This is a genomic window from Novosphingobium sp. Chol11, from assembly GCF_900218065.1.
Classification (GTDB): domain Bacteria; phylum Pseudomonadota; class Alphaproteobacteria; order Sphingomonadales; family Sphingomonadaceae; genus Sphingobium; species Sphingobium agri.
The window spans coordinates 1,982,787-1,994,856 of sequence record NZ_OBMU01000001.1 but is presented as its reverse complement, the minus strand read 5'-3'; the positions used below and the strand labels follow the sequence as shown (position 1 = coordinate 1,994,856).

17 protein-coding genes are annotated in these 12,070 nt (G+C 64.5%); 6 read left to right on the top strand and 11 right to left on the bottom strand.

Annotated elements, in window-relative coordinates:
* Positions 1 to 81: 81 nt before the first annotated feature.
* The 11 genes from NCHOL11_RS10020 to flgB all read right to left on the bottom strand — a co-directional run bounded on the left by NCHOL11_RS10020 (position 82) and on the right by flgB (position 8,383).
* The gene (locus tag NCHOL11_RS10020) at positions 82 to 927 is read right to left on the bottom strand and encodes a flagellin (RefSeq protein ID WP_097092176.1); all 846 of its coding nucleotides are present in this window, start codon (positions 925 to 927) and stop codon (positions 82 to 84) included.
* A 12-nt stretch (positions 928 to 939) separates the two neighbouring features.
* Complete coding sequence (flgK, locus tag NCHOL11_RS10015; protein WP_097092175.1) at positions 940 to 2,274, bottom strand: flagellar hook-associated protein FlgK; 1,335 nt, start codon at positions 2,272 to 2,274, stop codon at positions 940 to 942.
* Positions 2,271 to 2,582, bottom strand: a complete 312-nt coding sequence (locus NCHOL11_RS10010; RefSeq protein ID WP_097092174.1) for a rod-binding protein — start codon at positions 2,580 to 2,582, stop codon at positions 2,271 to 2,273. The genes flgK and NCHOL11_RS10010 overlap by 4 nt, the downstream gene beginning before the upstream one ends.
* Entirely contained in the window at positions 2,582 to 3,682 is a 1,101-nt protein-coding gene (locus tag NCHOL11_RS10005; protein ID WP_176502215.1) for a flagellar basal body P-ring protein FlgI, read from the bottom strand. The genes NCHOL11_RS10010 and NCHOL11_RS10005 overlap by 1 nt, the downstream gene beginning before the upstream one ends.
* 14 nt (positions 3,683 to 3,696) lie before the next feature.
* Entirely contained in the window at positions 3,697 to 4,374 is a 678-nt protein-coding gene (locus NCHOL11_RS10000) for a flagellar basal body L-ring protein FlgH (RefSeq protein WP_097092876.1), read from the bottom strand.
* 8 nt (positions 4,375 to 4,382) lie between these two features.
* The gene (flgG, locus tag NCHOL11_RS09995; protein ID WP_097092172.1) at positions 4,383 to 5,171 is read right to left on the bottom strand and encodes a flagellar basal-body rod protein FlgG; all 789 of its coding nucleotides are present in this window, start codon (positions 5,169 to 5,171) and stop codon (positions 4,383 to 4,385) included.
* A 61-nt stretch (positions 5,172 to 5,232) separates the two neighbouring features.
* Complete coding sequence (locus tag NCHOL11_RS09990) at positions 5,233 to 5,976, bottom strand: flagellar basal body rod protein FlgF (RefSeq protein WP_097092171.1); 744 nt, start codon at positions 5,974 to 5,976, stop codon at positions 5,233 to 5,235.
* Positions 5,977 to 6,011: 35 nt separating this feature from the next.
* Complete coding sequence (locus NCHOL11_RS09985) at positions 6,012 to 6,875, bottom strand: flagellar hook-basal body complex protein (RefSeq protein ID WP_097092170.1); 864 nt, start codon at positions 6,873 to 6,875, stop codon at positions 6,012 to 6,014.
* A 67-nt stretch (positions 6,876 to 6,942) separates the two neighbouring features.
* The gene (locus NCHOL11_RS09980) at positions 6,943 to 7,602 is read right to left on the bottom strand and encodes a flagellar hook assembly protein FlgD (RefSeq protein ID WP_097092169.1); all 660 of its coding nucleotides are present in this window, start codon (positions 7,600 to 7,602) and stop codon (positions 6,943 to 6,945) included.
* Entirely contained in the window at positions 7,599 to 8,009 is a 411-nt protein-coding gene (gene flgC / locus NCHOL11_RS09975; RefSeq protein ID WP_097092168.1) for a flagellar basal body rod protein FlgC, read from the bottom strand. The genes NCHOL11_RS09980 and flgC overlap by 4 nt, the downstream gene beginning before the upstream one ends.
* A 2-nt stretch (positions 8,010 to 8,011) precedes the next feature.
* Positions 8,012 to 8,383: a flagellar basal body rod protein FlgB gene (gene flgB, locus NCHOL11_RS09970; RefSeq protein ID WP_097092167.1), complete on the bottom strand. Its 372-nt coding sequence runs from the start codon at positions 8,381 to 8,383 to the stop codon at positions 8,012 to 8,014.
* A gap of 261 nt (positions 8,384 to 8,644) precedes the next feature.
* On the opposite strand from flgB, the gene NCHOL11_RS09965 reads away from it, so the two are divergent.
* The 6 genes from NCHOL11_RS09965 to NCHOL11_RS09940 all read left to right on the top strand — a co-directional run bounded on the left by NCHOL11_RS09965 (position 8,645) and on the right by NCHOL11_RS09940 (position 12,061).
* Entirely contained in the window at positions 8,645 to 9,313 is a 669-nt protein-coding gene (locus tag NCHOL11_RS09965; RefSeq protein WP_097092875.1) for a motility protein A, read from the top strand.
* On the top strand, positions 9,313 to 9,804 hold the full coding sequence (locus tag NCHOL11_RS09960) for a flagellar motor protein MotB (protein ID WP_097092166.1): 492 nt from the start codon (positions 9,313 to 9,315) through the stop codon (positions 9,802 to 9,804). Before NCHOL11_RS09965 ends, NCHOL11_RS09960 begins: the two co-directional genes overlap by 1 nt.
* Before the next feature lie 92 nt (positions 9,805 to 9,896).
* A complete protein-coding gene (locus tag NCHOL11_RS09955; protein WP_097092874.1) occupies positions 9,897 to 10,415 on the top strand; it encodes a flagella basal body P-ring formation protein FlgA in 519 nt (172 codons plus the stop codon).
* Between the two features lie 46 nt (positions 10,416 to 10,461).
* A complete protein-coding gene (flgM, locus tag NCHOL11_RS09950; RefSeq protein ID WP_097092165.1) occupies positions 10,462 to 10,740 on the top strand; it encodes a flagellar biosynthesis anti-sigma factor FlgM in 279 nt (92 codons plus the stop codon).
* Between the two features lie 8 nt (positions 10,741 to 10,748).
* Entirely contained in the window at positions 10,749 to 11,057 is a 309-nt protein-coding gene (locus tag NCHOL11_RS09945) for a hypothetical protein (protein ID WP_097092164.1), read from the top strand.
* Between the two features lie 182 nt (positions 11,058 to 11,239).
* Positions 11,240 to 12,061 carry a flagellar biosynthesis protein FlgJ gene (locus NCHOL11_RS09940; protein ID WP_097092163.1) on the top strand — a complete coding sequence of 274 codons (822 nt, stop codon included), beginning with the start codon at positions 11,240 to 11,242 and terminating at the stop codon, positions 12,059 to 12,061.
* Positions 12,062 to 12,070: the final 9 nt, after the last annotated feature.

Sequence of the window (12,070 nt, the reverse complement as noted above, 5' to 3'; positions counted from 1 at the left end):
CATCTCAGGAGACGTCGCCCGAGGCAGCCCGAGATCCCAGCCTTCGCTGGGATGACGAACAGGGGCGGGCGGTGTTGACGCTTAGCGGATCAGGTCGAACAGCGTCTGCTGGTTGATGCGCGCGAAGGCGGATTGGGCGGCTTCCAGTTGAAGCAGCTTGCTCTTCACCGAAGAGATGACTTCGGCGAGGTCGGTCGACTCCAGCCCCTGGCGGCGTTCCTTCAGGTCAAGATCGACGCTGGTCAGCCGGTTGCCGGTCACGTCCAACCGGTCGCTGCGGACGCCTTGCTTCGCCTGTTCGATGGTGACGTGGCTCTGCCCCGCCTTGATCGCGGTCAGCGCCGACTGGAGGTCAGCATCGGTGCCGCTCTGCAAGGCGGTGAGCGCCTGGCCCAATATGCCGTCCAGCGTCATGGGCGTGCCGCCGACATCGATCCCTTCCGAAACCTCCTGCCGGGTGCCGACCACGGCCAGCTTCAGCCCGCGGCTGACCGGGACGAGGACGCTCTGCGTGTCGTCGAATACCGGGACGCCCTGATAATCGGCCTGATTGAGGAGGGCGCCGATCGCTTCGCGAATGCCTTTTACATCTTCGAAGATCGCGGTGCGCTGCGCGTCGTTCAGCGATCCGTTGCGAGCGGACGTCACCAGTTCCTGCGCGCTGATGAGCAGGGTGTTGATCTCTTCCAGATTGGCTTCGGCATTGGCGGCGCGGCTCATCCCATAGCTGACATTGGCCTGCCAGGACGACTGTTGCGCCTGCGCCTTGCCGATTTCCGACACCTGGACCCAGGCCAGCGCATTGTCCGATGGCTTGGTCAGCGTGATGCCGGTCGAAATGGCGGTCTGCCCTTCGATGATGCCCTGCGACAATTGCTGCTGACGGCGGATTTCGGCGATCAGCGTCTTGTTGGTGATGCCTACCATGGGTCAGCCCTTTCAGATGATCTGCAGGATGGCGTCGACGGTTTCCTTCGCGATCTGAAGGATTTTCGCCGAACCGGAATAGGCCTGCTGCAGGCGCAGGAGCTCTGCCGCTTCCATATCGAGATCGACGCCGCTCACCGCTTCGCGCGCGGCGATAGCCTGGTCGCTGCGGCCCTGCGCGGTCGTCTGCTCGGCCTTGATGGACGCGAGCAGGTTCGCCTGCGTCGCGATGATCGAGGTCCAGCCCTGCTCGACGCTGCCATTGCCGCGCAGCACCGTCGAAACGGTAAGCAGGTTGCCGTTCAGCGTTCCGTCCGCCGACTTGGTCGCGAGCGCAACGGGATCGGTGATAAGTGCGGTGACAGTCGCCGCGGTCGTCCCGGACAGCAGCGCGCCGCCCACCGCATTGGCATCGGTACGCCCCTGCGCGTGCCAATTGTTCATGTCCGTCACGAACTGCTGCGCCAGCGTGTCCAGGCTGGTGCGGCGCTGCGATGTCGTGACGGCCGAGGAAAAGAGGCCACCAAGCGTACCATTTGCAGGTGCTGTCAGCGCGGTTCCGCCAGCCGTGGCGAGCGCCAGCGTGCCATTCGCGTTGACCGTCAACGCCAACGTGGTGGCAGCGTCGCCCTGCACGATCGTCGTGCCGTTATAGTTGATCGTCGCCACGTCATGCGCGCCGAAGCTGATGTCGACATTCAGGTTAGCCGACAGCGTGTTCAGCGCCGCGTCACGGCTGTCTAGAAGCTGCGCATAGGCCGACGTGCCGGGCTGCGCGCGCAACAGGCTGTTGTTGATACCGGCCAGTTGCGACAGCGAGCGGTTGATGGTTTCGACGGATGCCGTGGCTTCGGTGGCTATGCCGCTGGATACCTGCGAAAGATCGGCCGATGTCCGCTGAAATGCTTCGGCGACGCGGCTGATGCTGTCCAGCGTGGTGACGCGCAGCGAGCGGTCGCTGGGGCTGGCGGCGAGCTTGTCCATATTCTGGTACATGCCCGTCATCAGCTTGCCGATGCCGGTTTCCGTATCGTTGAGCGCGCCTTCCAGGTCGGTCATCCAGCGCAGCCGGGCGGTGGAATTGCTGAGCGCCATGCCGCTGGAGCGCACGGCCGCATCCAGATAGGGGTCGGACGCACGGTTGACGCCCTGCACCTCTGTCCCGCCGAAATTGGCGCGGGCGATATAGGTCGCCATCGTGGCAGTCGAGGAACCCGATTCGATTGTGGTCAGCGAGCGGCGCGAATAGCCTTCGGTGCTGGCGTTCGCGATATTTTCCGAGATCGCGGCCATCGCCTGGCGATAGGCCTTGGTGCCCGAAGCGCCGATGATGAAGAGGTCGCTCATTCGCCCTTATCCTGCGCGGTAGCGGCAGGCGCGATCGGCTGGCGGGCTTCATATTGGCGCAGCAGCATTTCGGCGATGCCAAGGCTGCCTTTTTCCGCCATCGTGTCGGCGGTGCGCGCGTCGGACATGTCGCGAAACTGTTCGGTCGCGCTCGAATCGAAAATGCCTTCGCCGCCGCCAGACTGGCGCATTGTGCCGATCATCTGGCGCAGGAAGATTGCCTCGAACTGCTTGGCAACCTTCTCCAGCTGCGCCTTTTCCGGCGAGGCGGCGGGCTGAACCCCTTTGGAAATCGCATTTATCTGCATCACAACACCACCAGTTCAGCCTTCATCGCGCCTGCCTGCTTCAAGGCTTCGAGGATCGCGACCATGTCTGCGGGGGATGCTCCGATGGCATTCACCGCCTTCACTATATCGGCCAGCGATGCTCCACCTTTAAAATTAACCATTGGTTTCTTTTCCTGATCGATCGAAATCGAGCTGGAAGGCTCCATGGCGGTGCGCCCTTGCGAGAAGGGAGCAGGCTGGACGATGCGCGGGCTTTCATTGACGCTGACGGTCAATTTGCCATGCGCGACGGCGGCCGGATGGATCTTCACCGCGCCGTTGATGACGACGGTGCCGGTGCGGGCGTTGACGATGACCTTGGCGGGCGCGTCGGCGGGCTTGATCTCGATATTTTCGATCATTCCCATCATCATGATGCGGTCGGTCGCGCCGGGGGCGGCGGTGATGTCCACCGAGACGGCGTCGGTCGCGCGGGCGCGGCTGTCGCCGAAGGTGCGGTTGATGCCGTCCGCCACGCGCAGGGCGGTGGTGAGGTCGGCTTCGGCGAGGTTGAAGGTGAGGGTAGGCGCGGTGTCGAAGCCCGTTGCGACGGCGCGCTCCACGGTCGCGCCGCTGGGAATGCGGCCAGCCGAAGGAATGTTCACCGAAACCTGGCTGCCGTCCGCGCCGGACACGCCAAGCCCGCCGACGGCGAGGTTGCCCTGTGCCATGGCGTAGATTTCATTATCCGCGCCGCGCAGGGGCGTCATGATGAGCGTGCCGCCGCGCAGCGACTTGGCCTTGCCGAGCGCCGAGACGGTGACGTCGAGGCGCTGGCCCGGCTTGGAGAAAGCGGGGAGGTCGGCGGTGACGAGCACGGCGGCGGCGTTCTTGAGCGCCGGGTTGATGCCCTGCGGCAAGGTAAGGCCAAAGCGCGAGACGACGCCCTTCACGCCTTGCGTCGCATAGTCGAGGCTGTCGTCGCCCGTGCCTGCGAGGCCCACGACGATGCCGTAGCCGGTCAGCTGGTTGGGGCGCACGCCCTGAAAGGTGCCGAGGTCCTTGATGCGTTCGGCGTGGGCGGCAGGCGCCGCGACGAGCGCGAGGATCGAGAGCAGCAGGGAAGCCAAGCGGGTCATGAAGGCGCGCTCCATCAGAAGGGGCTGATCATCGAGAAGAAGCGTTGCAGCCAGCCCTGGCGGCTTGCGCGGGCGATCTCGCCCTTGCCGGTATAGATGATCTTGGCGTCGGCCACGCGGGTCGATGCGATGCGGTTGTCCGGGCTGATGTCGGCCTGGCGAACGAGGCCGCTGATCTGGATATATTCGTCGCCGCGGTTGAGCGTCAGCGCCTTCTCACCCTTCACCAGCATCGTGCCGTTGGGATAGACTGCTGCGATCGTCACGGTGATTTCGCCGTTCAGCGCGTTGGATTGCGTCGCGTTGCCCTTGCCCGTGAAGCCCTGGTCACCGCTTGCCGCGATGTCGCTCGGTGAGAAGAGCTTCGAGAAGAGGCCGGTGGCCGGCGGCGTCAGGCCGATGCTGCCGCTGCGGCTAGTGTCGGCCGAATTGGTCTTCGTCGCCTGGGTGCGTTCCACCAGCACGATGGTGATGATGTCGCCGACGCTCTGCGCGCGCGCGCCGCTGGTGAGCGGGGTATAGCCCATCGACGCCTGGAAGATCGAACCGTTCGCCACAGGAGCGGCAGGGGCGGCAACGACGGTGGGGGCATAAAATTGCCGCTCGGCATCGCGCTTTTTGCCGGCCATTGCCGGGGTGGCAGCGAGGGCCACCAGCGAAAGTGCGAGGAGGGAGGTGGAGGCGAAGCGCATCATCCCGCTCACAGCTGCTGGTTCACATATTGCAGCATTTCGTCGGTCGCCTTGATCATCTTGCTGTTCACCTCATAGGCGCGTTGCGTTTCGATCATGTCGACCAGTTCCTCGACCACGTTGACGTTCGAGGTTTCAAGATTGCCCGAGCGTATGACTCCCCGGCCTTCGAGCCCAGCAACACCAACCTGCGGCGTGCCGCTGGCGGCGCTTTCGGTGAGCAGGTTGCCGCCGATCGGCTGAAGCCCGGCCGGGTTCATGAAGCTTGCCAGTTCGATCTGGCCGAGCTGGGTCGGTTCGGTCTGGCCCTGAAGCGTTGCGGTGACGGTGCCGTCATTGCCGATCGTGATGCCGGTCGCGCCCTGCGGCACGGTGAGCTGCGGAACGAGGGGGAGGCCGTCGCTGGTCACGACCACGCCTTCCGCCGTGGTGCTGAAATTGCCCGCGCGGGTATAGGCGGTGGAGCCGTCCGGGCGCTGGACCTGGAAAAAGCCCGATCCTTCGATCGCCATGTCGAGCGCGTTGCCGGTCTGCTGCAACGTGCCTTGCGTGTTGATCTTGCTGGTGCCCTGCATCGCGACGCCCGAGCCCAGATTGAGGCCAGTGGCGAACTTGTTCTCAGCGTCCGAGTTAGCGCCCGCTGCGACCATCTGCTGGTAGGCGAGGGTCTCGAAATCGGCGCGGTCGCGCTTGAAGGCGGTCGTGTTGACGTTCGCCAGGTTGTTGGCGATGACGCGCATCTTCGTGTTCTGCGCGTCAAGGCCGGTGCGGGCGACGTGAAGGGCTGCATTGCTCATCGTCTTGAAACTCCGTGGTGCCGGTCAGGCTTGCAAAATTAAGAGCAAGGTTCGTGCCAGATTAACCATCTAGCCGCATGAGCGACGCGCCGCCGTCATCCAACTGCTTCGCCGTGTCGATCAGCTTCACCTGGGTTTCCCAGGCGCGGCTCGCCTCGATCATCTGCACAAGCGCCGATGTGGCGTTGACGTTGGAGCCTTCGACGGAGCCGCCGGTGACGGTCGCGAGGGGATCGGTCGGCAGGACGCCGCCATTGGTTTCGCGGAAAAGGCCATCCGTGCCCTTGGCGATGCTGGAGCCGACCGCGCGGACGAGCTTCAGGCCATCGACGCGCTGCGGGTTCGCCGGGTCGCCGCCCTGGGGCACGCCCCAGATGCTCCCGTCCTGCGAGATCGAGACGCTGTCCATCTGCGGCAGGGTGATCGGGCCGCCTTCGCCAAGAACCGGCAGGCCGTCGCCGGTGGTGAGGAGGCCGCTGTCGGAGAGTTTAAGGTCGCCGCGGCGCGTATAGGCCTCGCTGCCGTCCGCGGCTTGAACGGCGAGCAGTGCATCGCCGTTCATGGCCACGTCCAGCGGATTGCCGGTTTCGATGACCGCTCCTTGCGCCATGTCGGACGCGATCACCTGTTCGGACGCCTGCGCCCGCGTGTCGAAACCATCGCCCTTGATCCAGCGCGTCTCTGCATTGGCGATCTCCGCCCGGAAGCCAACGGTGTTGACGTTCGCGAGATTGTTGGAAATCGCCGCCTGCCGCGCCATCGCGCCGCGCATTGCGGTGAGTGCCGTGTTGACGAGCCGGTCCATAGGTGTGTCCTGTTTCTAGCGGGCGTCAGTCGAGATCAGGTGCGCATGTTGACGATGGTGGTCGACAGCGTGTTGGCAGCTTCGATCGCCTTCGAGTTCGCCTGGAAGTTGCGCTGGGCCGAGATCAGGGCGACCAGTTCCTCGGTGATGTCGACATTGGCGCGTTCGAGAGCACCCGAGCGTACCGAGCCGTAAAGGCCGCTGTTGCCGGTGCCGAAGCGCGGCTCGCCGCTGGCCGAGGTCGAGGTCCAGTGTGCGTCGCCCATCTGGCGCAGGCCGTCCTGGCTGTTGAAGGCCGCCATGGCGGTGGTGCCGAGGTAAACGGTCGACCCATCGGCATAGACGCCGGTGATCTGGCCATCCTTGCCGACGCCGACGCTGTTGAGCTGGTTACCGGTGCCGCCGGCTGGCCAATTGGTGGGAACCTGAAGATCGGCAAGGTCAGCGGAAGTCAGCGTGCCGGCGGCAAGGCCAGCGGCTATCGCAGCGCTGGGCTGGCCAGTCGTGGGATCGACCGGGATCACCTGCACGCGGGCGCCGGTCGTGTCGACGACGAAGCGGTCCTCCGTCAGCGACAGGGCGCCGTTACGCGTGAAGCTGACCTGGCTGTCGCCGGTGCGCTTGACGGTGAAGAAGCCTTCGCCAGTGATGGCGAGGTCGAGCGTCTTGTCGGTGCCCTCGATCGTGCCCTGCGTGAACTGCTGGGTGATCCCCTGCACGCGCGCGCCCTGGCCAGCGACCTGCGTGGTCGTCTGCATCGGCGCGGCGGCGAAGATATCGCCGAACACGGCCTTGCTCTTCTTGAAGGCGGTGGAGTTCACGTTGGAGACGTTATTGGCGATGGTCGCCAGATCGGTCTGGGCGGCCTTGAGGCCGGAAAGCGAGATGTAGAAGGACATGGCGTTGCTCCTTGGGTGAAAAGGATCTGGGGGTGAAAAGGATTTGAAGTATTTCTGGGTGACGAGGTTAGGCGAGTGAAATGGCGTCCGACGGGCTGTAGCTGCCCAATGGAGTGATGAGCTTGGAGGCGCTGCCGTCGGCGGGTGACTGGACGGCGGCGATGGTGGCCCAACTGGCGACACGCGACGGTGAAGCGCCGTTGACGCGGATCTTGAGCGCATCGGTGGCGACCCGCTCTCCCGCCCCATTCTTGCCGTCCCAGTAGAAGTTGACGTCGCCTGCGGGCTGATTGCCAAGATCGATGGTCTTGAGCACGTTGCCGGACCCGTCGAGCAGATCGACGGTCGCGCCGCTGGTCGCGTCCTTGAAGCTGACCTGGCCGATATATTGGCCTGACGCATCAGGGGCGACGATGTTGCTTTGAACCAGCATCGACTTGCCTATCCAGCTTGCCGCGTCACCAAGGCGTGAGCCGGTGAGCTGCGAGGCAAGGCCTTTCAGCGTCTGGTTCATTTCCGCAATGCCGCTGGAGTTGGTGATGGTGGCCATCTGGGCGACCATCTGTGCGTTATCCATCGGCGCGAACGGGTCCTGCGTCTGCATCTGCGCGGTGAGGAGGCGCAGGAAATCGGCCTGGCCCATCTCCGCCTTGCCCGTGCCGACATTCTTGTACGGATTATAGACGGAAAGGCCCGCGCTGTCGGTGACGGTGGAGGTCGTGCTCATTTGCCGATCCTTATGGTTTCGAGCATGAGGGATTTGGCGGTGTTCAGCACCTGCACATTGTTCTGGTACATGCGGGCGGTCTCGATCATGTCGACCAGCTCCGCGCTGCTATCGACAGCCGCTTCCCACACATCGCCGTTCTGGTCGGCGAGCGGGTGGTTGGGGTCGTGGCGCTTGGTCGGCTTGGCGTCGGTGGTGAGGACGTTGGCGACCTTCACGGTGGACACGCCGGGCTTGTCGGTGACCGATTGGAAAACCGGCTTGATGGCGCGATAGGCGTCCGCCTCGCTTCCGGTGACATTGCCCGCATTGGCCATGTTGGAAGCCGTGGCGTTCAATCGCACAAGCTGCGCGCTCATGGCGCGGCCGGCGATGTCGAAGACATTCATGGGGCCAGAACCGCTCATGCTCATTCTCCCTTCAGCGCGCGCGTGATGGTGTTGATGCGCCCTTCCAGGAAGGAGAGGGTCGTGCGGTATTTGACGGCGTTTTCAGCAAACAGCGTCTGTTCGGTGCTGAGTTCGACGGTGTTGCCGTCTAGGCTGGGCTGAAGCGGCACGCGATAGCCCATGCTGTCGTCCACGGCCTTGCTGACATCCGCTATTCCGCTGCCCTGCTGGCGCGTCGTCGCTTCCTTCAGCGCAGCGTCGAAATCGATGTCCCGCGCCTTGTAGCCCGGCGTCGAGGCGTTCGCGATGTTGGACGCGAGCAGGGACAGGCGTTGCGAGCGAAGCGCCAGCGCCTTTCCATGTACTCCGAACAATCCGTCTTCCAGCGACATTTCCGTCTTTCCATCTTTTTGCCCCGAGGGGCCTAAAAGTTGCGGGTCATTCGCCGTTCTGAAGCCTGATGGCGTGAACCGCGGGTGATCCGAACCGGTATTCGCAAGAGCCGTGCCAATTTGCGTGGGTGACGCATCGGCGTGTGCGGAAACGGCGGAAATCCTTGGGTTCGGATGAAGGCGGCGGCAGGGGCGGCAAGATTTTGCCGGTCCTGGGCAAGGCTTTGCCGCTGGTGATCCGGGTGAATGGGGGACTGGTTGATGATCGGACTATTGGCGCAGCTTTTCGATCCCCCGACGCTGCTGATCATGATCGGCGGGGTGGGCGCGGTGGCGCTGTTCCAGAATGGCGGTCCGGCGATCGGGCGTGGTTTCGCCGCGCTGGTGCCGCTGCTGCGCGCCGATCCGGACAAGGATCAGGCGACGGCGCGCGCGGCCTTGCTGAAGATCGACCAGGTCGCGCAACTGCGCGGGCTTGCCTGCACGGATCGGGTGAAGACCGCCAACCCCTTCCTCGCTGAAGCGGCACGGCGCCTCGCCAACAGCGAAAAGACCGAGCAGTTCGAGATTTGGGCAGCGCAGGCGCTGGCCGACCGGGCGCGCCGCCATGCCGGTGCGCGCAACGTCTGGCTGTCGATTGCCGATGCCGCCCCCGCGCTGGGCATGGCGGGCACCATATTGGGCCTGATCGGCATGTTCGCGGCGATGGACGATCCGGCGGCTCTGGGGCCGTCCATGGCGCTGGCGCTGCTGACGACGCTGTACGGCGTGGTGATCGCCAATGTCATCGCCGCTCCCATCGCGAGCCGCCTTGCCGACCTGTCGGAGCGGGAATTGGCTTGGCAGAAGGAAGCGGCCAGCCGCCTGGTCGCCATCGCGCGGCGGGAGAATGTGACGACGCTGCGGGCAGCCATGCGCGAGGTGGCGTGATGATCGCTGCTGCCTCGCAAGCCCGGCGCAACCGTTGGGCCGTGAGTTTCGCCGACCTGCTGTTGTTGCTGCTCGGCTTCTTCATTTTGTTGCAGGCAAGCGGGCAGAAGCGCGACGCGATGCTGGCGCAGGTGCGTCAGCAATTTGGCGGGCGCGCGGTGGCCAAGGACATGGAACTGCGCGCGGCGGAGCTGTTCCTGCCGGATGAGGCGCTGTTGTCGGGTCAGGGCAGGGCAGCGCTGGCAAGAGTGGCAGCAGGCCTGAAATCGGGCAGCGGCAGGATCGACATCAGCAGCCTTGGCACCGATCCCGCGCGGCGGCGGTTCGATCCTTGGGATCTCGCGGCGGCGCGGCTTGGCGCGGTGGCGCGCGAGTTGAAGGCGCAGGGTCTGGCCAGTGACCGGCTGCGCATTCGCGGCCTCGACCAGATGGACGGCGGCACGGGCAAGGGCCAGCTGATCCGCATCGGGGAAGCTGCCGGGCAGCGTTAACGACTTGTTAGCCATATCGGATGCTTAATGCGTGGCATGAATCTGTCCGCATCCGGAGATATGCTGTGAAAACGCTGCCCCTTATTGCCGCCATGGTGCTGGCCACAGCAGTTTGTCAGCCTGCGCTGGCGCAACAGAAATTCGAGAATCTGGATCGGCTGGACGGCTTGGTCGCGATGACCGTCGGCGCCAATATCGGAGCGCCTGGCGGGCCCATCGCGCCAGTTGACCGGCGACTGCGGCTGGCAGCCTGCCCTGTGACGCCGAGCGTCGAAGGGCCGACTTTCGGTGCGGCGATCGTGAAGTGCGACTCCGTAGGATGGCGTATCCGCGTGCCCTTGAGCGGCGGCGGCGGCGCTGCTGCGGCACCGGTTGCGCGCTATGGCGTCGCTGCGCGTCCTGCGCAGCGCGATTTGGTGGTGAAGCGGGGGGACCCGGTCCAGCTGCTCGCCGGCAATGCGAGTTTCAGCGTCTCGCGCGCGATGATCGCGGATGAAGACGGCGCCGTGGGCGACACCATCCGCGTGCGCGAGGACAAGCGGTCCACGCCTGTCCTCGCGCAGGTGGTCGAAATGGGCACCGTGCGCATTCCGGGATTTAATGATTTTTGAACCCTGCCGTTATAGGGTGAACGGGACGAGTGAAGGATTGTAAGCCATGATCAAATCTGTCGGCCAGAATATGAGCGCCGCCATAGAGGCTTCCCGGTTGCGGGACAGCGGCAAGACGCGCAGCGCTTCGGACAAGGGTTCGGTGAGCGTGTCGTCATTTTCGGCATCCGCCAGTCCCGCAGCCCGCATGGCGGCGGAAGGCGCGCCGGTCGATATGGACCGTGTCGCGGCGATCAAGGCGGCCATCGCGTCGGGCAATTATCCGGTCGATCCGGCTGCGATCGCCGACAAGATGCTCGCGCTCGATCTGCCGATCAACGGTTAAGGCTTATCATGCCGCTCGGCCTTGCAGCGTTGGATGACCTTTTCTCGGCTTTCGATGAGCTGCGGGTCGCGCTTGACGGCACCGACGTCGCGGCCATCGATGCTGCGGCCGCCCATGTGAGCCGGAGCGCCGCCGCAGTGCGTGCGATCGGCGCATGGCGCGCGGATGACGCCATTCGCGAGCGAGTGACGGCGCTGCTGCCGATGATCGAGGCGGCGCGGGTGCGGATCAATGTGCTGACCGATCATGCGGGACAGCGCCTGTCGCTGCTGGCGGCGCATGGGTCGACCCAGGCTCCGCTGGTTTACGGGCGATAGAGGCTAGGGGCTCCGCTCCCCCGAACGGTAGGTTAAACTCTGATGTTGTGAGACGAGGCGCCCCAGAGGCGCCTTTTTCTTTGCATGCTGAACGCGCCAGCAACATTTATGGAGCGCGCGTTAACCAAATCTTGGCATAAGCCTTGCTCTAATGCTCCCCGGTACCAACGGGGATTATTTCATTGTCGGCATTTGCAGACATAGCAGCAACAGGCGCTTCGACCGGCAATCGCGTGACGAACGCGATCGCCATGGCGAGCCGCAGGACGGGCGTGGACTTCGCCTATCTGCTGGGCCAGGCGAAGATCGAAAGCAGCCTTAATCCCACGGCGCGCGCGAGCACCTCGTCAGCAACGGGCCTGTATCAGTTTATCGACCAGAGCTGGCTCGCCGTCATCGACAAGCATGGCGGCGAATATGGGCTTGGCTGGGCCGCCGACATGATCAGCCGGGGCCAGAACGGCCGCTATTATGTCGCGAACCCGGAAATGCGCCAGCAGATCCTGAATCTGCGCAACCACCCCGAAACCGCCTCCGTCATGGCTGCGCAGCATGCCGCCGACAACAAGGCCTATCTCGAACAGCGGCTTGGCCGTGAGGCTGAGCCGGTCGATCTCTACCTCGCCCACTTCCTGGGCGTCGGCGGGGCGAGCAAGTTCCTTTCGGTCCATGATCGCGCGCCCGGTGCAACCGCCGCGTCCATGTTCCCCGCCGCCGCGCGGGCCAACCGCTCCATCTTCTACGATCGCTCCGGCAGTCCTCGCAGCTTCGCCGAAATCCGTGATCGTTTCGCGTCAAAGCTTCAGCGCGGCGTCGATTCGATCAACACCGGTCCTATTCAATATGCCTCCGCTGCGCTGCCCGAAGGCGCGAAGACCGTGCAGCCCGCTGATTATGTGCGGATCGAAACCCAGCGCCTCGCGACGGCGGCCGATGTCAGCATCAAGCCGCAGCCGGAAACCGCGCGTCTCGCCTATCTCATGCTCGCCACCCTCGGAAGGTAACGGCCACCT

Excerpts from the sequence above, each read along its gene's own strand:
- flgM (WP_097092165.1), top strand. The coding sequence starts at position 10,462 with ATGATCAAATCTGTCGGCCAGAATATGAGCGCCGCCATAGAGGCTTCC.
- NCHOL11_RS09945 (WP_097092164.1), top strand. The coding sequence starts at position 10,749 with ATGCCGCTCGGCCTTGCAGCGTTGGATGACCTTTTCTCGGCTTTCGAT.
- flgK (WP_097092175.1), bottom strand. The coding sequence starts at position 2,274 with ATGAGCGACCTCTTCATCATCGGCGCTTCGGGCACCAAGGCCTATCGC.
- NCHOL11_RS09980 (WP_097092169.1), bottom strand. The coding sequence starts at position 7,602 with ATGAGCACGACCTCCACCGTCACCGACAGCGCGGGCCTTTCCGTCTAT.
- NCHOL11_RS09990 (WP_097092171.1), bottom strand. The coding sequence starts at position 5,976 with ATGGACCGGCTCGTCAACACGGCACTCACCGCAATGCGCGGCGCGATG.
- NCHOL11_RS09965 (WP_097092875.1), top strand. The coding sequence starts at position 8,645 with ATGATCGGACTATTGGCGCAGCTTTTCGATCCCCCGACGCTGCTGATC.
- NCHOL11_RS09955 (WP_097092874.1), top strand. The coding sequence starts at position 9,897 with ATGGTGCTGGCCACAGCAGTTTGTCAGCCTGCGCTGGCGCAACAGAAA.
- flgB (WP_097092167.1), bottom strand. The coding sequence starts at position 8,383 with ATGTCGCTGGAAGACGGATTGTTCGGAGTACATGGAAAGGCGCTGGCG.
- NCHOL11_RS09985 (WP_097092170.1), bottom strand. The coding sequence starts at position 6,875 with ATGTCCTTCTACATCTCGCTTTCCGGCCTCAAGGCCGCCCAGACCGAT.
- NCHOL11_RS10010 (WP_097092174.1), bottom strand. The coding sequence starts at position 2,582 with ATGCAGATAAATGCGATTTCCAAAGGGGTTCAGCCCGCCGCCTCGCCG.
- flgG (WP_097092172.1), bottom strand. The coding sequence starts at position 5,171 with ATGAGCAATGCAGCCCTTCACGTCGCCCGCACCGGCCTTGACGCGCAG.
- NCHOL11_RS10005 (WP_176502215.1), bottom strand. The coding sequence starts at position 3,682 with ATGACCCGCTTGGCTTCCCTGCTGCTCTCGATCCTCGCGCTCGTCGCG.
- NCHOL11_RS10000 (WP_097092876.1), bottom strand. The coding sequence starts at position 4,374 with ATGCGCTTCGCCTCCACCTCCCTCCTCGCACTTTCGCTGGTGGCCCTC.
- flgC (WP_097092168.1), bottom strand. The coding sequence starts at position 8,009 with ATGAGCGGTTCTGGCCCCATGAATGTCTTCGACATCGCCGGCCGCGCC.
- NCHOL11_RS09960 (WP_097092166.1), top strand. The coding sequence starts at position 9,313 with ATGATCGCTGCTGCCTCGCAAGCCCGGCGCAACCGTTGGGCCGTGAGT.
- NCHOL11_RS10020 (WP_097092176.1), bottom strand. The coding sequence starts at position 927 with ATGGTAGGCATCACCAACAAGACGCTGATCGCCGAAATCCGCCGTCAG.